Here is a 19,672-nt window from a genome sequence, read left to right on the forward strand (position 1 = left end):
AAATCAAATGCTATCAATAGCCTGATTGAGTTTTGACCCTAGCAGGGGCGAGAGTTCGTTTCCTTTCAAGGCGACGGATGCGTCCGGACTGCGCGACTTCTTGCCGGTTCCGGCCGGCTCGGTCGGGTGGAGTTCGCGCCAGCACCCTTTGCTCTGAACGCCTAGGAGCCGTCAGCAGCGAATACTCGACGAAGGTGATCCTGCGTCTCATTTGGGTGTGGGAAGTCGACCGGTGCTGGCAAGATAACTGGCGTAAAAACCAGACATCGAGATCTTGCGAGCGCCCCTGACATTACCTAGCCTTCAACATCGCGTCCGAGGCTCACGTAGGAGCGTCTTTGATTATCTCGACGAGCACTCACGGGCTTACCTACTCATCCGCCGCGGGCTCCTTTCTGAAAGTGTTGATGCGAATGCCACCGAACATCGCTGGCGCGAAGGACGAGACAAGACGTCGCTCCACCAGCCATGAAGCGAGTTGCTGGTTTGCTCGGTTGTCGTCGATCCTCGGATACCTTCCATACGTGGCTATGTCGCGATATGGCATGGGTAGTCCTTGGAGCAGATCGCGCACCTCTGATGCAGAAAGTACGCTGTGCAGCTTGTTGAGCAACGATATCTGGAGCGATTCCGGATGAGAATTCAGGATGACCGAGCGAATAAATTCCGACGTGTAGTTGCTCGCCACAAGCGTTGACCGATTGAGGATTGGACCGATGGCAGAGGCAAGCGACGGAATGCTGGACACGAGGTCGGGGTCGATGTCCGCAATGATGATCATTTTCTGAGCGTCGGCGAGATCGGAATTCAATAGCTTCTCGCGGATTTTAACGTCGATCGAAAACTCGTCTCGTCTGGTTAGATAGTCCGCAAAATTCAATTCTATGAAGAGTGCTTTGAGGTTCTCATATCCGATCTCCGCAAGGTTTTCGACAGAGAAACTTACCTTGCGCTCCTTGATCACTATTTCGACCTTTGTCGAGCCTACCTTCGGAAGGGTCGTGAACGGCCTCGGCAGTTTCCGGACATATGACCTGTAGATGTCGTCCGGTAAAGCGTCATTCTCAATCAGGAACTTTCGCAGCGGAAACGCGCTCTCGCCATCCGGGACCGCTTTCTGAGACAGAGCGTCACTTACTTCTTTACCCTGCAGATAGGCCGTGAGAATCTCCGGGCTGTAACCCTCATCCGAAAGAAAGACCAAACAATTTTCCCAAGTGCTTTCGATCCTCTGTTCCTTCATTAGAGAAGAGCGAAACGCAATCGGAACGCCCTCGAACGACGGGAACCTTGCCGTCTGCATGCTGAGGAACTCCGCACGAAGCTCCAGACCTACCTCCTCGTGGCCGAGCACCTCGATTATCGCAGGCAGATCTTCGGCCGTGTTGTTTTCTAGTTTGAGCAGAACGTCGTGAACATAGATGTCGAAGGCGGAGCCAACGCGCTTCAGCAGTGGGTGATACTTGGCTTCTCGCAGGGAGGAGAAGTGCCGAGTTTCCAGGTCGTGTAGGTTTGGGAACCTGACGACTTGTTCCATGATTTGTCGAATGTTGCCAAGGGAAACTCGGTAGAGCCCTTCCGATGCGACGTACGAAACCACTTCATCATAGTCTGCGAGGGCTGAAATATCGGCGATTTGAATCTGAAGAGCTTTAAGATGGCCCAAGTCGAAATCAACGCGTTCGCCGAGAATCCTGCTCATCTCTTGAGAAGCAAATCGCGCCAGCGCCAAGCCACCGGGAGTTCCCCGCACGAGCACACCCTCCGGAGCGTATGCAAGGAATCTAGCCGCGTGCGATACGCCCAGCGTACTTTTCAAAGCTACCACTAAGAAAGAGGGCCACCCGCCGACCAGCGCAGAAACCAGCCGATCGACGTGTGCGCCTCGCGCGTAGTAGCTCAGGAAAAAGTCCTCGCAGTCGTCGAAGTGGGCGGCCATAAACTCGACTGCGCTGGTGATATGAGCCGAATGCTTTTGGGGATTCTCCAACAGGTAATCGACGATGAATCGATTGAGGACGTAGCTCCGTCCGAAATCCTCCTCGCGCATCGAGGCAATGACTTCCGACGTGTTGTCAAGCTGGAAATCAGGCTCAGGGTTGTTGAAGCTGCGGATCTGGATCAGGAATTTGTTGTCATTGAGCGACAGTCGTCCACTGTGGAAGAGCGAGGTATACTGATAGTATGTATCGTCCAGGTAGCCTTCCAAGATAAGATACTTCAGAAGATCTCGGCTTTCGCCGACCTCAGCAAAAAGTTCTTCTATGAGAGCAGAGCTCTCCCTCACGACCTCATTGAATTTCCGGGTCCGCAGCGAAGCAAGCCGAGCCTTGAATTCCTGGGACTTCTTATCCATCGCCTCCTTGTGATCAGAAGACTTGTGTTCAATTAGCGTCTTGCGTTCGGCAAAGGTCCTAGTGGGATCTACCGCGGCCTCTATTCCACGGAGCTCAAAACCTGTCACATAACCATTAGCGTTTCTGACCTTGATGGAACCTGACGACAGGATCGCCTCGAATTCGTTGTGCTTCGAGAGCTGGCCCAAAGCGACTTGCCCGTACGGGGTTTCCAAGTGTGTGGATTGAGCAGGAACGCGCTCTATTATCGCCATAGCGTAGACGCTGCACAGTTCCGCGAGATCCCTGACGTACTGCTCGTCGCTACGGATGAGGTCCGCTTGGATCGCGGCAAGCTGGGAACGTAACTTATCTCCCGTTTTCTCCACGAACTCATCATATCGCTTCAACACTGTTGAGAGCGCACCTTCCTGTCGATGCAGCGCGGCAAAGTCCTTCGGGATGACATTCTTGTAGATCAAGACGGCAAGCAGCTTGTTCGGATCGAGTGCACCATCTCCGTCCGCCCGCAAATTAGACGCGTAGATCACATATTCGTTGAATATATTTCCGATGAGTCTCAGATCGGTGAGATAGCGGGATACGTCACGAATGAAGCGCCGATCGAGCCGAGGATCGAGATCGACCCGCCGAGTATGCTCCAGTACCTTATCGATCGAATTGGAATGGTTGATCACCGGGATGACGGGGACAATAAACTCGAAAAACTTGGTCCTATCCGTGTTAATAAATATGTCGTCTCGAAGAGCGTAGAGGAATCGAATGCGCCGATTTATCTCGGCGTTCTCGTTCACCAATGCGTTTATCTCGCGCAGCGTGACGAAAATGTCAGGATTGTCGAACCGATCCAAATCTTCGATCACGACCAAATCATATTTAGTAGACTGAAAGAAATAGATGATCTCGTCTAGGTGCCTATTCAGGATAGACTCCTCGTCCGCTGCGTTTGGGGCGATCTGTATGTCCTTGAGAGAGATACTCTTCAATGAAAGACCCAAGCTTTTCAAGTAGATGCTATGGATCAGCCGCCAGGCGAATATCGATCCAATCGTAAACGAAAGAATGTTGAACCAGTTAGACAGGTCGAACGGCTTGAAGAATTTTCCGGAAATGACATCGGATTGATTGGTAAAAATATACCATAGACAAAACATCCCCAGGCACACCGCCAAAGAACTAGCGGCGGACCATCCCCTCGGGGTCTGGATCCGTTTGAAACGCGACAGCGGCAGCTTGTCCGCGTCCGCGCCATACAGGATCTGCTGCAAGATACTTCTTTCGATTTCCTGCTTGCTGACCCGCACTCCTGGAACCTCACCTTCCGGCAGGAAGGAAGCTAACGACAGCTCAAGGGCGTCTCTCGGGTATTTCAATAGAAAGGACTTGATGACGCTACTTTTTCCCGAGCCGTAAGGACCGGTGAGTGCAATGTTGAGCACCTCGTCATTGTTCGTGGCGAACTCCAGGGCCTCATAGTATATCCCAGTCTGATCAGCGTTGCTTGTTGGAGCCAGATCAACAAATCTGCTCACGGGAAGTTTCTGCGGAGACTTATGGAAGAGGCATTTCCACATGCGTAGGAATGAATACACCTGAAAAAATTCCCCCGGTTCGGGTTACGTCTCATCTTCAGCCGCGAACGCGCAGCCTTTTTCGAAAGGTGTATAGGAAGTCGGTGAGGCGGCAACGTCTCAACAAGTAATGATTCCAACTATCCCGCGATATTTTGTGATTTTACGTCGGTGATACGTCGAAGGAGCGGCTAGTCCGGTCACCGGGCTTCATTTCTGCGATTTCAATCGCAAGCAGGTCCCGCGACAAGAGATAGGTCGGCGACCGAAGTCTGCCTCTGGCGCAAGGAACCGACCTCTTTAAGCGTGATAGCGATCTGAGGGACCGAAATGGGGGACCAACGCTGCGTGAGCGCCGCCTTAAGGGCGCGCAGAATCGTGTCCCACGATCCCTGCACAGGTTGTTGCTGTGATGTTCACGTTCTGGGTCAAGAAGATCGCGTAATGTATCGTCCGGAACTCCGAAACAGATGTTCCATGCATGAGCATGCCTATACCGACCGCCTCCTACAGCCAGTCCGGGGTTCGGTTGCCGGTTTGCGCCGCAGCGAATTGAAGGTCTCGCACTTAGCTGCGCGCGAATTCCAGCAGCGGCCCGATGTGATGATCGTCCGCTGCGCGTAGTGCGGCGACGTAACGTGCGCGCAGTTCACCGACGTCGGCCAGACTGCCGCCGCCCCAACTGAAAGGCTCGCCGCCAAGGTGCTCAATCAGAAGATCAGCCGCCAGTCGCGCATGGCGACCGCTTCCGTTCGGAAACGGGTGAATCGAGACCAGCCGATGGTGGAACCGGATCGCGATCTCATCCGGCGGAAAGGTCTCATGCTCGATCCAATAGTGGATGTTGCTCAATAGACTCGCGAGCTCCATTCCCATGCGGTAGGCCTGAATACCGATGTTGCGCTCCGTCGTCCGGAGCGTACCGGTCCATCGCCAAACGTCCCCGAACATTCGCTTGTGGAGTGTCCGTATGAAGTCTTCAGTGAGCATCTGCTCAAGGGGCAAACGTCGGCGGCCGCGCGCCCAGGCCGCACCCTCAACGATGTTTTCCTGCTCGGCCTCGTTGAGGTCGCTGCGGTGGGTGATCCAGGTCTGAAGCAGGCCCTCTCGCTCGTGCGGCTCAAGCGGTGTTGCGCCATCAGGCTCTTGGAAGAGATCCGTCATTTTTCGTTCCAGAGATCGCGTTCAGAGAGCCTGTCGCGAATGTACGCTTGGACACGAGCTTCGAAATCTGCATTATCCGTGCCCTGCGCTTCCAACCGCATCGTGTGCGCAACGCGCCGAAGCTCGCGTATCGCGATCTTGCGTGCGCGAGCCTCGACGACAGCTTCAAGTGAGCTGTTTGGAACGAGGGCGTAGATAAGTGTGCAATCTAGAGCCTCGGCGGCCCGGCGCAGTGTGTTGAGCTGTATCGTCCCCGCTGCTTCTGACTTCTCGATCGATTCGATGGTTTGGGGCCGAACGCCGATGCGTGCGCCGAGCTGCGCACCTGTCATGCCGAGAGCGTCGCGCAGAGCGCGCACCCATCCCTTCGGGGGCGCCCTGAACCGATCAATGGGCTGTAGCGTCTGAAGCCTTTCGTCGAGGCGCAGCCGGGCTCTCTTGCGGGTATCACTCTTCATTGGTCGTCTCAGACTGTAACTTGATTCCAGTCGCACGGTATCATCTCTAGCTGATTTTAAACGCATAATGTTCAGCCTATAACCTGATAAGCGGCGAAAGAATCAGCCTATGGGCTGAGTTCTTTGAAAATCAACCTGTAGCTTGTGCATCGAACTGCGCAACGTGAAGTTCAGAACAGCGGCGGCAATCTGCGGGTCGGCGGCGTTCCGGCCGGGGTGTTCAGTCCCTCAGCGCTTCCTTTCACGAGATTGGAAAATCTTCCTCGGTCTCTGCACGCATCGGCGTCGCCGCTCTTTCTTGGAAACATATGAGTTTTATCATCTATAACGCGAATGGATTCCATCCATACAATCGATTTTACCGATCTCGCATAATGCTGCATTGACGAAGCTTGGGCACTGAGGCCCGTCCGCGCGACCAGACCTTATGGTCGCGTATGATTCCGGCGCTGGATGGCCGCGGATTGTAATCCGCTCCGTCCTCAATCAGGTCCTCCGGCCATGACCGGTCGGAGGAGGCGAACCAGGCACGATTTTAGAGAAGCTGCAGGAGTAAGATGGCGAAGCTGACCGTTGGCATTGCGCATTACCAGAATGTACTCACGTCCGATGTCTGCACGTCGGATGGTTCCATGAAAGCCGTTCAAGGCGTGAAGCGCTTCGGCGGTGGTTGTCATCTCACCTCGACTACGGGCGGCGGCGTTTTTTCCCATCTTCTCAGTGTGGCCGACCTTGAGGAGAGTGAGAAGGTCACGCGAAGGTTGAAGCACTGGTGGCCTACCTCAGCTCAATTCCCCCTTGGAAGGGGAATCCCGAAATTGCGCTTGCGCTTGGCCAACGCGAGCTGGCGCAATTCTCGACGCCACTTGCAGGGTCTAAGTCAAGATGCCGCCTCACGCGAGGCGATTGATCAGATCGGCGACTCCACCGGCGTCTGGCGAGTAGGTAGCGGCCATCAACTAAAATCAAGGCCGTCCTGCAGCCGGCTTTAATCTGCCCATTTCTTCCATGCAGTCAGCTCGGCCGTGCCCATGGCCCCCTATTACCTTTGCTTAAAGCGGGATCCTGGTCTGAAGCGGGCATGGTGCGATGAGGGTAAGCCTCTGCCTATGTCTTGGGGGCTCGTACTGCACAAGCCTTGATCCACCTTTCTCGCCACCTTGCTATGGATGAATGAAGACATGCGGTTCAAGGGCCTTGATCTAAATCTCCTCGTCGCGCTCGACGCTCTGATGGCCGAGCGTAACCTCACGGCGGCGGCACGCAGCATCAACCTGAGCCAGCCGGCCATGAGCGCGGCCGTCGCCAGGTTGCGCACCTATTTCCACGACGACCTCTTTACCATGATAGGCCGCGAATTAGTTCCAACTCCGCGTGCGGAACGGCTCGCGCCCGCAGTCCGCGAGGCTCTGCTACACATTCAAATCTCCATCATTTCCTGGGATCCGTTTTGCCCTGCTCAATCGGATCGCCGCTTCAGGATCATCCTTTCGGATTACGCCGCACTCGTCTTTTTCGAAAAGGTGGTGGAGCGCGCTGCGCGGGAGGCTCCCGCCGTCAGCTTCGAATTACTGCCTCTCGCGGACAACTACGATGACAGCCTCCGGCGCGGTGACGCCGATTTTTTGATTTTTCCGGAATTGTTCATGTCGCGCACGCATCCGAGAGCAAGACTGTTCGACGAGACACTCGTGTGCGTAGGCTGCCGCTCGAACAAGCAGTTATCGGAGCGACTTACACTCGAGGAATACATGTCGATGGGGCACGTTGCAGTCAAATTCGGGAATACCCGGACGCCTTCCATCGAGGAATGGTATCTGCTCGAGCACGGCTTCAAGAGACATATTGAGGTCGTCGTACAGGGATTCAGCATGATTCCATCCATGCTATCAGGCACCGACCGCATAGCGACCATGCCCTTACGGTTGGTGAAGTATTTCGCAAAAACAACACCCCTGCGGATCGTCGAACTTCCGCTGCCACTCCCCACGTTCACCCAAGCCGTCCAATGGCCTGCCCTTCATAATAGCGATCAGGCGAGCCTCTGGATGCGCGAGGTGTTATTTCAGGAGGCGTCCCGTATAATTTCTCCACGACGGGCCAAGGGACGTCCCAAGCGTTCCTGAATTTACGCGCGCCTCGCATCTAGACCAGCCTTTGCGTCGTAGACATGGATGCTCGCTGCAAGTGCGCCGGCGACGTCGCCCGACGCGTGGGACTGCTCGACTCTCAATCGATCTTGCGATTGGCAACAGGTAGTCGGATCGACCGAGGCTAAACGATCCTTGTCCCCATCTGCTGCTTCGCCTCAACCGGCAAGCCGAGCCACGGCTTCGGCGATCGGCATGTCGATCAGCGTGATCGCGTTTGCTGCAAGGAAACGGCGTTCGTTTTTGGTCAGCGTTGCCGCATCGATCACCGCAATTCGTGGGCCGTGGGAGCGCTTCATGATCTGTCGGGCGTAGGTGCGCAGCATCTGGTCGTCGAAGCGGCAGCCGACGAAGAACAGGCCCCGGTTGGTGCGCCGGTCCTGCACCACCTCAGGGATTGGCGTCTGGATATCGATTTCTGTCAGGACTTCGACATAGTCGGAATCTGAGACGAGGAAGTTTGCGGCCGGCCTAACGCTGCCGTGAGGCGTATAGAGAACCGTCCTTGCCGCTCGTCCGAGTTCGAGTTCCCTGCCTGAAAGATCGTAGGATTTTGTCCAAATGTCGCCGAATTCGTTCGCCCGCGTGACGCCTTGTATCTCAACCACGTCTGTTCGACCGGTCTCCGCAAGGGCCGCGCGCATCGTCCCATCGTACCAGCTATCAATGATGAGGGAGAGCGGTAGGGTTGCGAACCAGGCGTGGAGCATGGTCGGCACCACCGGTGCTGCGAAGATCTCTGCCATCCAGGTTTGAAGCGTACGGCGATGCCGGCGCTGCTCTATGAATTGCGCGACCGACCACATGTTGGTGCGTATCCTGGAAGGAGCTGTGGCCCGCAAGTTAAGTGCCGCGGCGACTGCTTCCGGTGTGTGCGGTATAGTCGGTTGCGGGGAACTGAGCCGCAGGAGACCCGGACCGAGGTAGGGGACGATCCCATCGGTGGCGAGCACTTCCTTCAACAGGTCAAGTCGCCTTTCGGCATCAAAGTTTCGAAAAATCACGAGACGGTCCGAGGTCAGGATCGTGTTCATGCTGTTTTCTCTCGCCGCTTGACTGCTATCCGCAGCATCAGTCCTTGTCGAAAATCCTCTTGGCCTCGACGGTGATCGGCAAAGGTGTATCCTTGGGCAGGTCGGGCAGGGCGATGCGCCAGCCGTTCTTGAGCGTTACGGCCCCGCCCCATAGATCTTCCTTCTCGACCTTGATAATTGGCTCTTCGAGATCCTTCTTCGGAACATAGGCCGACAAGCCGGCGCTGGTTCTGCGGATCATTACCTTCATTTGGCTATCCCTTCATTGAGGACAGTGGCAGCTTTCTGGAGGCTCGTCAGCTCACGCGCGCGCATGCCGACAACGGTGCCGCGATCAACCCACTCGACGGCATAGACGTAGAACTGCTGGAGAAAGGTACCGATGTCGCGCACATAACCCTCGTCGCCCTTCCGCACCAGGTTTTCGCCGATATTTTTGCCGGGATAGGTGCCGTCATTCTTGATGTGGCGCGTGGCACGGACCCGCTCACCCGGCATGAATTGGGGCGGCTTGCGGATTTCCACTTCCTGTTCACGTTGAAGGCCCATGGCCTTTCCTCCATTCCTCGGCAGCATGAAGTCAAAAGGAACCCGACGGCCCTCCGGAGGACACCGTGGCTGGTCGGTAAATCGCCTGGAGATCAGGCGGGAACGCAGGTCTTTGGCACTGGACATACGGAGGCGCATTGCTGCAATTCGAATTCTCCCTTGCATTCGGTGCACGTTTCCGGGTCGATCACGTAGGCCTCTCCTTTGAACTTGATCGCGCCGGAGGGACATTCGAACTCACAGGCACCGCATTGGGTGCATTGGGATGCGATGATCCGGAAGGCCATTTTCAGCTCCTGGTTTTGTTGGAATGACGGGCGGTCAGGCCGTAGCCGCCAGTGGCTCGAGCCCAAATTCGGCGGCGTAAAGCGCGCTGATGGCCGTCTCGATGTAGTCATAGCCATAATCGTCCGTTACTCGGACTCCGGCCTTCGTGAGCTGATCCTTGGGGCAATCTCCGATTTTGGCGCACAACAGCATATCGATACCATCGAGCGCAGCGATGACCTCATCGAGGGTGGACTCCTCACCCCAGCCGCCGCGGCAATACTGCTCGACCTTGCGATGCCCGACGAGGTTGATCCCAATGGCCGAGGCTTCATAAACCTGGAATTCCTTCGCATGGCCGAAATGTTCGTTGATACGGCCGCCGCCTTTGGTGGCTACGGCGACGAGGAGTAACCCACTGGAGCCTGCCGTCTTGACCATCCTGATCGCCTCGCTCTTGGCCGCCACGTGATCACCTCGCTCGCGCGCGACCACCTCCCGATAGGTCTCGCGCTTGCTGGCGTCGTAGCTCACCTCGCCGGGAATCCGGTCCAGGGTAAATTCCTGGCCACGATCCTCGCCCAGCAGACCGACCGCATCGGCCCGGCACTGCCGGCAATGGCGCATCAGCCTGGCGCCCCCATCGAGACGATCTTGAAGCGTCTTCAGTTCGACCGCCCGCGGGCCGCGCTGCCCGGTCAGGCCGTAATGGGTGCCATGCTCCGGGTCGGAAATCAGCGGCATCACGTTGTGCAGGAACGCGCCGCGCTCCTTGACCCATTTGTTCACCTCGATCAGGTGATCGTCGTTCACCCCGGGGATCATCACCGAATTGATCTTGGTGAGGATGCCGCGCGCGGTGAGCATTTCCAGACCCAACATCTGCCGCTCGTGCAGGATTTTGGCGGCTTCAAGCCCGGTAAAGCGGCGGTGGTCATGAAAAATCCAGGGATATATCTTCGCGCCGATTTCCGGATCGACCATGTTGATGGTGATCGTCACGTGATCAACGTTCATGTCAGCAAGCTCGTCGACATGGTCGGGCAGCGCTAGGCCGTTCGTCGAAAGGCACAGCTTGATGTCGGGGATTTCGCTCGCGACTCGTTCAAATGTCGCCTTTGTCTTCTTCCAGTCATAGCAGGCATCGCCCGGTCCGGCGATACCGAGCACGGAAAGCTGCGGGACTTCATTGGCGACCGCAATGACCTTTCGCAGCGCCTGGTCCGGCGTGAGCCTTTCCGAGACGACCCCGGGCCGGCTTTCATTGGCGCAGTCATATTTACGATTGCAGTAGTTACACTGGATATTGCAGGCTGGTGCGACTGCGACGTGCATGCGTGCGAAATAGTGGTGCGCTTCTTCTGAATAGCAGGGATGGTCCTTGATCTTCTCCCAGGTAGCAGGGTCCACGTCGTCCGGCTTTGCGGGCGAGCCGCAGGACGAGGATGCGCAAGCACCGGACTTCGCGGTCGCCAGCAGCTGGTTCATGTTTGTCGTGCTGGTCAGGCTTTTAAGCGAAATCATCGGTGAGGACATTGAAGGCTCCGTTGCTGCATAACGTCGCGGTACAAAACGCAAGAGCCATGCCAACGAAAAGCGCTATTCCCTTCAATTGGTTAGCTTTTCTTGTCCGATTCCATTCATTTTCCCGCCGACAAGGTTTTGTCATGTTTCCGACTTTGGACAGACAAGGGTTTAAAAGGCAGCGCGCCTCAAGCACACGAGGGGTGGGCAAGTTTGGTGACGGTCGACGTCACCAGCAGGCTTAGAACTTCTTTATCTCGATTTGATGCCGGCGTAGAGCATAACCGACCTGACGCGGGGTGAGGCCGAGGACGCGAGCCGCCTTGGCCTGAACCCAGCCGGACTTCTCCATCGCATCGATCAGTCGTTCGCGCTCGGTCAGACGCGCACCCATTGCGGGGCAAGCAGGATCGTTCGGGTCACAGGCGTTGGAGCACGATGCCTCGCTCTGTGTGGCGCCGGCACGCCTGACTGTGAGCGGCGATCCAGCAGGCATTCCCCTGGCGAGGTCATCGATGGCATTGCCGCCGTTTGAACCGTCGGCTCCCTTCCATAGTAGCGAAGAGAGGCACTGGCTGTTCTGGCAGGCGAAATCCGACTGAACGATCGTCGTGGACTGCGCGAGTGTTGCCGTCCTTCGCACGCAGTTTTCAAGCTCACGGACATTCCCAGGGAATCGGCATTGCGAGACCAGGTTGAGCGCCGATGGCGCGAAAGCGAGTTCGCGGCCGTTCTCCTTGTTGAATCGTTTGAGGAAAGCCTTTGCAAGGCGCGAAATATCGCCGGGTCGCTCTCTGAGCGGCGGCAAGACAATTGGCACCACACTGATGCGGTAATAAAGATCAGCCCTGAACTCTCCATTGGCGACAGCTGTCTCGAGGTCCCTGTTGGTGGCGCATATGAGCCGCACGTCGACTCTTAGCGTTCTGGTGCCGCCAACCCGCTCCAGTTCACCTTCCTGCAAGACGCGCAACAGCTTGGCCTGAAATGCAGGCGAGATCTCGCCGATTTCATCAAGCAACAGGGTTCCGCCATTGGCCAGTTCGAAACGGCCCGCGCGCTGCGAGATAGCCCCGGTGAAGGCACCCTTTTCATGCCCAAACAGCTCTGATTCCAGAACGCCTTCAGGCAATGCGGCGCAGTTCAACCTTACGAAAGGTTTCTTCCTCCGAGGTGAAAGCTCATGGATGGCCTGTGCGAAGAATTCCTTGCCGGTGCCGCTTTCGCCCCGCAGAAGGACGGTGGTATTGGTTGGGGCCACGGCCGAGACGGTTTCGAGCACCTGCTTGACTGCGGGACTTTCCCCGACGATCCAGTCGATTTTGGCAGGCAGACGCCCGCCGGTGTCGTTCCTCTCATCGTCTGGGGATTTTTCCCGTCTGCATTGCTCCTCCATGAGCCGCTGACCATCCATGCCAAAAGTGCGATGGAGCCAGATAGTCTGGCCGACAAGGTTGGCAACCATTGTGAGAAAGCGAACGTCTTCGTCATAGGGCAAGCCAGTGGCGTCGCCCCTGACGCGGACGACCGATAGCGCTCCAAGAATCCTGCGCTCGGCCTTTACCGGGACACCAATAAAACGACCTGGGATGGCGCCACCGTTCGAGGACGTCTGAAGGTGAGCCCGGAAGAGCTCCGATTTGCTGGCATCCTGTATGACGACGGGTGCCCCCGTAGCGACGATCTCGTCTATTGCGGCCTGCGGTATAACTCGGTCACGGCCGGATGGAGGTGAGGGCGTGACGCCGGCAGTCGCGACAATTTCTGGCTCGTTTTCATCGTCGAGGACGACGATTGCTCCATGACGCAAGTCGAGCATCGAGGAGAGGATGTTCACGACATTGGTGAGCATGATCTCCGGCCGGGTGGGGGCCATCAGGACTTTCGATATCTGGTAAATTACGCTGGAAATATCCGTCTTGGTTTTAATGGATGAATCAGACCGCCTTCCTTCATCGAACCGATCATGCAGCATGTGAACTCCTCAAGGGTTGTCAGGTGCTCCTCCAAGCGCCTTTTTTCTTCTGAACTCTGGAAGCATATGATTCCAAAGCCCTATTGTGCACATTTTCGACAACCTGAAAAATCCAATGCTGCTTGCGACATTCGCGGGAGGGCCTGCGAGCTAGTCATCCGAACTTGAAGAGGACACCGAAGCCGCCTCGCGGGTAATTCCACTCGATCTCACCACTTGCCTCGCAAAGGACTCTGCATGTGCCGCACTCCATGCACCCGTCGGCGGTGATCTCCACTTGGCCCTTGTCATTCAACTCATAGCATTTGGCCGGGCAGACGCTTGTGAGGGCGTAGAGTTTCGCGCTCGGCGACTGGTGCGGTCGCACTTTAATGTGCGGGCGTCCTGAATCGACTACATAGCGATTTTGATAAAGCTTTTCCTCTACGCGCAAGTTGGTGACTGCGATCGTCATCTCATCTCTCCTTCAGCGCCAGGCGAATGCCAAGCGGACTGCGTCACTAACGAGCCCCCAGCGCGAGCGCTCCTTGACGAATGCCGCCGTAGTCGCCCGTTCCTTGTCGAGCTTCGGGGTGCTGTCGACACGCATGAAGTTCTGTGCAGCCTGCGACAGCAATTGCGGATATGTCGTGAAGAAATTGCGGGAATTGGTGTGGAGCAGGGCGGGCATGTCCTTGTATTTCCGCAAATCTTTTATGACGAAGGACTTGTCCAGCTTCGACTTGTAGAGGGCGAGGTTCTCCTTGATCATTGGGTCCCCGCGTTTCTTGACCTGCAAGATGGCTTCACCGGCGAGGCGCCCGGACGTCATGGCGAGGTTGGATCCCTCCCGGTGCACGGCGTTGTTAAGCTGCGCGGCGTCGCCTGCGACCACCCAGCCATTGCCGAAGAGTTGCGGGATTGCCTTGTAACCACCTTCCGGAATGAGATGAGCGGCATATTCCTTGACCTCCGAATCTGCGATCAGCGGCCGGACCGACGGATGGTTCTTGAAGTTCTCGAGCAGGTCGTAAGGGCTCTCCATTGTCGCGGCAAAATCCGAGACGAGGCAGCCGATGCCGATCGAGATCGACTCTTTGTTGGTGTAGAGAAAGGCGAGCCCGGCCATGCTGCGGGAGATGGTGCCGGCTGCCTCGATCACGCAGCCTTCGTTGGCCTTGAGGCCGAAGCGCTGGTCGATCACCTCTTCCGGCAGGAAATGCATTTCCTTGACTGCAAGCGCCACGGTTTCGGGTTTCGGCGTCTCACGCAAGCCAGCCCGCGTGCCGAGCAGCCCATTGACCCCTTCTGCGAGAACGACCACGTCCGCCAGGATCACGTCGCCGGTACGGTCGGTGTGAACGCCGATCACTTTCCCATCTGCATCGCGGGCGAGTTCCGTCACCGTCGTTTCGCAAAGAACCGTCGCTCCCGCCTCGCGCACCTGGCGCGAAAACCACTTGTCGAACTGGGCGCGAATGACCGTATAGCGGTTTGGCCTCGACTCGTTGAAGTCATCCGAGCGGTATTGCATCCCGACGTGGGATGTGTCGTCCATCATCCAGAAGCGTTGCTCGACCAGATGCCGCTCGAGAGGCGCATCATCCCGAAAGTCCGGGATGATTCTCTCCAGCATATTTGAGTACATGATGGCGCCCTGGACATTCTTGGAGCCCGGATACTCGCCGCGCTCCAGCTGCAGCACCTTCAGGCCGCGGCTCGCCATGGTGTAAGCGGCTGCGTTGCCGGCCATACCGGCCCCGATAACTATGGCGTCGAACTTTTCTTCGGTCATGGTCGTGTCCCTCAGTTCGCAAGCTTATCGCGACTGTGCGGCGACAGCCTATGGGTGAAGACTTCCGTCAAGGATGGCAGGAAGCGGATCGCGTCGGTCACCACGCCGAGGTGCGCGAAATCGAAAATCGGCGCGTTTCGGTCGGTGTTGATCGCCACAATGAGATCAGCTCCCCCGACGCCAACCCGGTGCTGGATGGCGCCCGAGATCCCGGCCGCGATGTAGAGCTTCGGCCGGATGGTCTTGCCGGTTTGGCCGATCTGCCGATCAGCCGGCATCCAGCCCTTTTGGACCAGCGGGCGCGAACAGCCATATTCGGCCCCAATCGCCCGCGCGAGATTCTTTACAAGCTTCAGGTTCTCCGCCGCGCCGAGACCGAGGCCTCCGGCAACCACGACGTCGGCATAGGCGAGATTGGCGTTCGACGACTGGCCATCGGACAGGAAGCTGAGGGCCTTGGTAACGATCTCTTCCTCTACCATCGGGACGTCGTGCTGAATGACACGCCCGATCGGCTTGTTTACGCGCTGCGGCATGGCCATGACCCTCGGCCGCACTGTTGCCATCTGCGGACGGCAGTTGAGGGTGTAGATTGTGCATAGCAGGGAGCCGCCGAAGGTCGGCCGTGTCGCGGCGAGCGAGCCTTCCGCATCCACATCAAGTTCGGTGCAGTCGGCTGTCAGTCCCGTCAACAACGTCGTCGCCACGGAACCGGCAAGATCGCGGCCGAGCGTGGTCGCACCGAGAAGCAGAATCTCCGGTTTGTATGTAGTGACCAAGTCGGTCATTGCTTTGGTGAAAGGCTCGTTGCGGTAGTCTTCGAGGAGCGGTGCCTCGACCAGGTAGGCAAGATCGGCGCCGTAAGCAAAGGCCTCGGCAACGGCATAAAGGGTGGCCTCTCCCGCGGGTCCGAGAACGACACCGGCAAGCTCGACCCCCAGCTTGTCAGCGAGCTTGCGGCCTTCGCCCAGCAGCTCGAAGGAGACGGGATGGACCTGGCCTCGCTCCAGCTCGATGAAGACCCAAACGTGCCGGTAGTCCTTGAAATGCTCTGGCAGTTCCTTCTTCATGCCAGCGCGGCCAGCGGCTGGAGGAGGGGTGCCTTGTTTCGAGTTCAACATCGTTGCTCCTTGCCTTCACGCGTCGCCATCGAAGGCGAGTTCGTCTTCCAGCGCCGGCTGGCGCGAGAAGATCCCGGCGATCAACGCATCGGCAAGATCGCGCGGAGTCTTTTCGGTGGTGTCGATTTGCTCCGCCTTTTCGGCCCGCGCAGCAGGGGCAAAGACGCGCTTGACGACGGTTGGAGATCCGCGCAGGCCGCATTTGGTGAGGTCCTCAATACCGGCGTCGGCCGCGCTCCACTTCACGATCCGGCTGCGCGCGGCACGTAGCGCATCGTCGAGGGAGCCACGGCGGATCTCATTGGTGCCTTCCAGCATTGTAATGAGGCAAGGGAGCTTGCTCATCAGCGTCTGCGTGCCGCCTTCCGAGCGGCGCTCTACTGTGATCTCGCGCGTGTTTAGATCAATGGAGGCGATCTTCGCGACGTAGGTGAGCTGCAGGAGGTCGAGGCGCTTGGCGATGCCGGGCCCGACCTGGGCGGTGTCGCCGTCGATCGTCTGCTTGCCGGTGAAGACGATATCAGGCGTGCCGAAGGTCTCGCCGATCTTCGCGATAGCTTGAGAAAGAGCGAATGAGGTCGCCAGAGTGTCGGAGCCGGCGAAATATCGGTCGGTCAAAAGTACCGCGCGGTCGGCGCCGTAAGTGAGCGCCTTGCGCAAAGCGTCCTCTGCCATGGGCGGCCCCATGGTGAGCACGGTGACCTCGCCGCCATGGGCGTCGCGCAATTTGAGTGCCTCCTCCAGGGCGAACAGGTCGTAGGGGTTGATAATGGTTGGCACACCCTGGCGCATGATTGTGTTCGTCACCGGATGGACTCGTATCTGTGCGGAGTCCGGCACCTGCTTGATACAGATTACGATGTGCATGGCGGGTTCTTGCTCCCTCCTGTTCGGATGGCGGGCTTGGGACTTCATTTCCCTGCAAGCATCATTTGTGCCAAACGCTCCGCGCTCCCCCTATCGTTTTGAAAAGAGGAGCCTTTCCAGTTCAGAGGATGTCTGCGTCAGCGCCGAGTTGTCGGTTTCGCGACATCGACGTGTCGCAACCGCGACGGACTCATTTCTTCTCGATCGGCTTCAGAACGGAGTTGAACGGCACGAAGGCGCGGCCCGGTGGAGCGGGATTGTCCGGGTCGTGGTCCTTCAGCACCTTGAAGACCCGGTGCGCGAGCGGGGAGGAAGTCGCGAAATCCTCGTAGGCCCGTTCCAGCATGGCGCGGGCCCGAGCCGCGATCACCTGGTCGGGCAGACCGGAGAAGTCCTCTTCGCCGAGATATTGGCCCATACGCTTCATGATATGCAGACGTGAGACGTTGAGCACCTTCGGGTCATAAGAGACGCCAAGCGCTGCGAAGAACTCCTCTGCAGCCGACAGACCCTTCAGCCGTGCGAGGATATCTTTGACATCAATATGATGGCTCTCATCAAAACACCTGCTCATTCGCATTCTCCCAACCGGGGTGGTCTCAAGTGTTCCCGCATCTGAGGCTCCAGCCGTAAAGTGTGCGCTTCGAGGGCGGTGATGCGGTCCGCTGGCGAGCGATCGCGTCGGCAGTCGGGATGCCGGCTGCAGCGAGGTATCCGGCAAGCCCAACTATTCCTGCCGTAGCGAAGGCGACACCAGGCGCGTGCTCGCCGTCGCAGCGTCGATAGAGTGAAGGCTTCATGAGCGGCGGCCGCATCTTCTACCTTGACTTATCCGGATTGTGGTCTTCGGCACGTGCTTTAGGACGGGGCGTGTCACGCATCTCCTCCACGATTCCGGGCATGACTTCGAGCACCCGGTCGACATCCTCCTCGCCATTGTCGCGTGAGAAGGAGAACCGCACTGTCCCTTGTGCCGCCGTTTGAGGAATATTCATCGCTCGCAGGACATGGCTCGATTCCAGCGAGCCGGAGCTGCAGGCCGAGCCGGAGGAGCAGGCAATGCCATGGCGATTGAGTAGACGCAGCATGCCACCGCCTTCGGCATGTTCGAAGGCGATGTTCGCGGTGTTCGGCAACCGCTCCAGCGGATCGCCGGTGACGAAGGTGTCTGGAACACGCTGGAGAACGCCCTTCTCTAGACGGTCTCGGAGCGCTTTTACCCGTGTGTTCTCGTCATCCATGAATTTTGTGGCAAGTTCGGCCGCTTTGCCGAGTCCGACTATGCCGGGCGTATTCTCTGTACCCGCGCGCCTGCCGCGCTCCTGGTGCCCCCCTTTGATCAGCGAGCGGAAGCGTACCCCGCGTTTTACATAGAGCGCGCCGATCCCTTTTGGACCGTGCAGCTTATGGCTGGAGAGCGAAAGCATGTCGATTGCAGTCGATTTAAGGTCGATTGGGATCTTCCCGACCGCCTGGACCGCGTCTGTATGAAAAAGGGCGCCGACCAGCTTGGCCTGCGCGGCAAGCGGAACCACGGGAAAGATTGTACCGGTCTCATTATTCGCCCACATGAGCGAAACGATTGCTACATGCGCGGTAAGGGCGGCCCTGTAGGCATCGAGGTCGAGTCGGCCATAGTGATCCACCGGAATCCTATGTACCTTGACGCCGCGGGTCATCTCGAGGTGTGCGCAGAGTGTCAGCACGGCCGGATGCTCGACTGCGGAAGTCACGATTTCTGTGCGCTCAGGCATCACCTCGAGCGCCGAAAGGATCGCCGTAGTGTCGCTTTCCGTCCCGCCCGAGGTGAACGCGATCTCATAATCGAACTCTGCGCCGATCAGCGCCTGCAACTGCTGGCGCGCCTTTCTCACCGCCACGCCGACGGAGGAGCCGAAAGCGTGCGACGAAGAAGGGTTTCCGAATTGATCCGTGAAGAATGGCAGCATGGCTTCAACCACTTCCGGATCGACCCGTGTCGTTGCGTTGTTGTCGAGATAGATAGATCTCATGGCTGCATTCCCGGCGGGCGGGGAATGACGTGAACATTCATGTGCTCGGCCGTCCTGGTTGCGCGTGCGGTTGATGATGACCGAGGCCTGCAGACACGGGATCGAGGTGGGCGGCGGGGTGAGGGAGGTTGATCATGGCCGATGTTGACAAGGTTGCAGCCCCCGCAGCCCTCAGGTGAACGCACGCCCTTGACAGCGTTCCGACAAGTCGAACTTGCCGTATCGACGGCTGCCTTTGTTTTGCTTACGGGCCTCCTCTCACGTCGTGGCGTCTTTCGTGAACATTGCTGCATGGCCGCCGACAAGCATTTGCTCCGCTGCTTTGGAGCACGCGCACCAGCTGCCAACAGGCTTCGTGTCGCAAATAGCCTGCTCGCTGGCGGTGAGTCAGTTGATACGGATGTTCTTCTGATCACGCCTTCGTCGACACCAAAGTTTTTGCAGAGGAGGGCGCCTGGCTCGCGATCAGAGAAGCGTCCCCTGCCGCGGAAATCGGCGCTCCTGGTAAAATTCACAGCCGAACGGTGCGTCCTGTCCGGCGGCTGGCCGTCGATGAACCCCGCATTCACCCGATGGATGAGGCGATGCGCTTCGTCGGCAGTCGTTGCGATGATGAGTTCGGCAATCACTGACGAAGAGGGGATCGCGGAGCTGCAGCGCAAAGACCGGGATTTCGCGGCAGCGACCGCTTCGGCAACAGGATCGACTCTGGTCATCAGTTCAAGCGTTTTGCTGCAGGAGATGGCGCCGGCCGCAGCGGCCTTGAGAACGCCGGCATTCATCGCGTTTAAAAAGTATTCCCCGACCATTTCCCAATAGTCCCACATGGGTCCGCTCACTATGTCAGGT

Annotated in this window: 18 protein-coding genes; 2 read left to right on the forward strand and 16 right to left on the reverse strand. The window is 57.7% G+C overall.

What is annotated here, in order from left to right:
- Window positions 1-370: 370 nt before the first annotated feature.
- The 3 genes from ACFHWW_RS04530 to ACFHWW_RS04540 form a co-directional block, all read right to left on the reverse strand.
- Window positions 371-3,889: an ATP-binding protein gene (locus ACFHWW_RS04530; protein ID WP_379937391.1), complete on the reverse strand. Its 3,519-nt coding sequence runs from the start codon at window positions 3,887-3,889 to the stop codon at window positions 371-373.
- Between the two features lie 606 nt (window positions 3,890-4,495).
- The gene (locus ACFHWW_RS04535; RefSeq protein WP_379937392.1) at window positions 4,496-5,092 is read right to left on the reverse strand and encodes a mobile mystery protein B; all 597 of its coding nucleotides are present in this window, start codon (window positions 5,090-5,092) and stop codon (window positions 4,496-4,498) included.
- Complete coding sequence (locus ACFHWW_RS04540) at window positions 5,089-5,550, reverse strand: mobile mystery protein A (RefSeq protein ID WP_379937513.1); 462 nt, start codon at window positions 5,548-5,550, stop codon at window positions 5,089-5,091. Before ACFHWW_RS04540 ends, ACFHWW_RS04535 begins: the two co-directional genes overlap by 4 nt.
- A 557-nt stretch (window positions 5,551-6,107) precedes the next feature.
- Here ACFHWW_RS04540 and ACFHWW_RS04545 point away from each other — a divergent pair.
- Window positions 6,108-6,542: a hypothetical protein gene (locus ACFHWW_RS04545; RefSeq protein ID WP_379937393.1), complete on the forward strand. Its 435-nt coding sequence runs from the start codon at window positions 6,108-6,110 to the stop codon at window positions 6,540-6,542.
- A 189-nt stretch (window positions 6,543-6,731) separates the two neighbouring features.
- Window positions 6,732-7,676, forward strand: a complete 945-nt coding sequence (nodD1, locus tag ACFHWW_RS04550) for a transcriptional regulator NodD1 (RefSeq protein ID WP_379937394.1) — start codon at window positions 6,732-6,734, stop codon at window positions 7,674-7,676.
- Window positions 7,677-7,858: 182 nt separating this feature from the next.
- Here the strand turns inward: nodD1 and ACFHWW_RS04555 are convergent, their stop codons facing one another.
- The 13 genes from ACFHWW_RS04555 to ACFHWW_RS04615 all read right to left on the reverse strand — a co-directional run bounded on the left by ACFHWW_RS04555 (window position 7,859) and on the right by ACFHWW_RS04615 (window position 19,650).
- Entirely contained in the window at window positions 7,859-8,734 is an 876-nt protein-coding gene (locus ACFHWW_RS04555; RefSeq protein WP_379937395.1) for an SIR2 family protein, read from the reverse strand.
- A 37-nt stretch (window positions 8,735-8,771) separates the two neighbouring features.
- Complete coding sequence (gene nifT, locus ACFHWW_RS04560; protein WP_379937396.1) at window positions 8,772-8,984, reverse strand: putative nitrogen fixation protein NifT; 213 nt, start codon at window positions 8,982-8,984, stop codon at window positions 8,772-8,774.
- Window positions 8,981-9,283, reverse strand: coding sequence for a nitrogen fixation protein NifZ (locus ACFHWW_RS04565; RefSeq protein ID WP_379937397.1), 303 nt, complete (start codon window positions 9,281-9,283; stop codon window positions 8,981-8,983). Before ACFHWW_RS04565 ends, nifT begins: the two co-directional genes overlap by 4 nt.
- A gap of 92 nt (window positions 9,284-9,375) precedes the next feature.
- Complete coding sequence (locus ACFHWW_RS04570; protein WP_379937398.1) at window positions 9,376-9,570, reverse strand: 4Fe-4S binding protein; 195 nt, start codon at window positions 9,568-9,570, stop codon at window positions 9,376-9,378.
- Window positions 9,571-9,604: 34 nt separating this feature from the next.
- The gene (gene nifB, locus ACFHWW_RS04575) at window positions 9,605-11,086 is read right to left on the reverse strand and encodes a nitrogenase cofactor biosynthesis protein NifB (RefSeq protein WP_379937399.1); all 1,482 of its coding nucleotides are present in this window, start codon (window positions 11,084-11,086) and stop codon (window positions 9,605-9,607) included.
- A 229-nt stretch (window positions 11,087-11,315) separates the two neighbouring features.
- Window positions 11,316-13,049, reverse strand: coding sequence for a nif-specific transcriptional activator NifA (gene nifA, locus ACFHWW_RS04580; RefSeq protein ID WP_379937400.1), 1,734 nt, complete (start codon window positions 13,047-13,049; stop codon window positions 11,316-11,318).
- A 154-nt stretch (window positions 13,050-13,203) separates the two neighbouring features.
- The gene (locus tag ACFHWW_RS04585) at window positions 13,204-13,503 is read right to left on the reverse strand and encodes a ferredoxin family protein (protein ID WP_283067593.1); all 300 of its coding nucleotides are present in this window, start codon (window positions 13,501-13,503) and stop codon (window positions 13,204-13,206) included.
- Window positions 13,504-13,515: 12 nt separating this feature from the next.
- Window positions 13,516-14,823, reverse strand: coding sequence for an FAD-binding protein (locus ACFHWW_RS04590; protein WP_283067591.1), 1,308 nt, complete (start codon window positions 14,821-14,823; stop codon window positions 13,516-13,518).
- Between the two features lie 11 nt (window positions 14,824-14,834).
- On the reverse strand, window positions 14,835-15,893 hold the full coding sequence (locus ACFHWW_RS04595) for an electron transfer flavoprotein subunit alpha/FixB family protein (protein ID WP_379937514.1): 1,059 nt from the start codon (window positions 15,891-15,893) through the stop codon (window positions 14,835-14,837).
- 66 nt (window positions 15,894-15,959) lie between these two features.
- Window positions 15,960-16,811, reverse strand: coding sequence for an electron transfer flavoprotein subunit beta/FixA family protein (locus tag ACFHWW_RS04600; protein WP_283067587.1), 852 nt, complete (start codon window positions 16,809-16,811; stop codon window positions 15,960-15,962).
- A 190-nt stretch (window positions 16,812-17,001) separates the two neighbouring features.
- Window positions 17,002-17,385, reverse strand: a complete 384-nt coding sequence (gene nifW / locus ACFHWW_RS04605) for a nitrogenase stabilizing/protective protein NifW (protein ID WP_379937401.1) — start codon at window positions 17,383-17,385, stop codon at window positions 17,002-17,004.
- 244 nt (window positions 17,386-17,629) lie between these two features.
- Window positions 17,630-18,823, reverse strand: a complete 1,194-nt coding sequence (gene nifS, locus ACFHWW_RS04610) for a cysteine desulfurase NifS (protein WP_379937402.1) — start codon at window positions 18,821-18,823, stop codon at window positions 17,630-17,632.
- Entirely contained in the window at window positions 18,820-19,650 is an 831-nt protein-coding gene (locus ACFHWW_RS04615) for an iron-sulfur cluster assembly scaffold protein (RefSeq protein WP_379937403.1), read from the reverse strand. The genes nifS and ACFHWW_RS04615 overlap by 4 nt, the downstream gene beginning before the upstream one ends.
- Window positions 19,651-19,672: the final 22 nt, after the last annotated feature.

The organism is Sinorhizobium sp. P24N7 (assembly GCF_042436655.1).
GTDB lineage: Bacteria > Pseudomonadota > Alphaproteobacteria > Rhizobiales > Rhizobiaceae > Sinorhizobium > Sinorhizobium meliloti_A.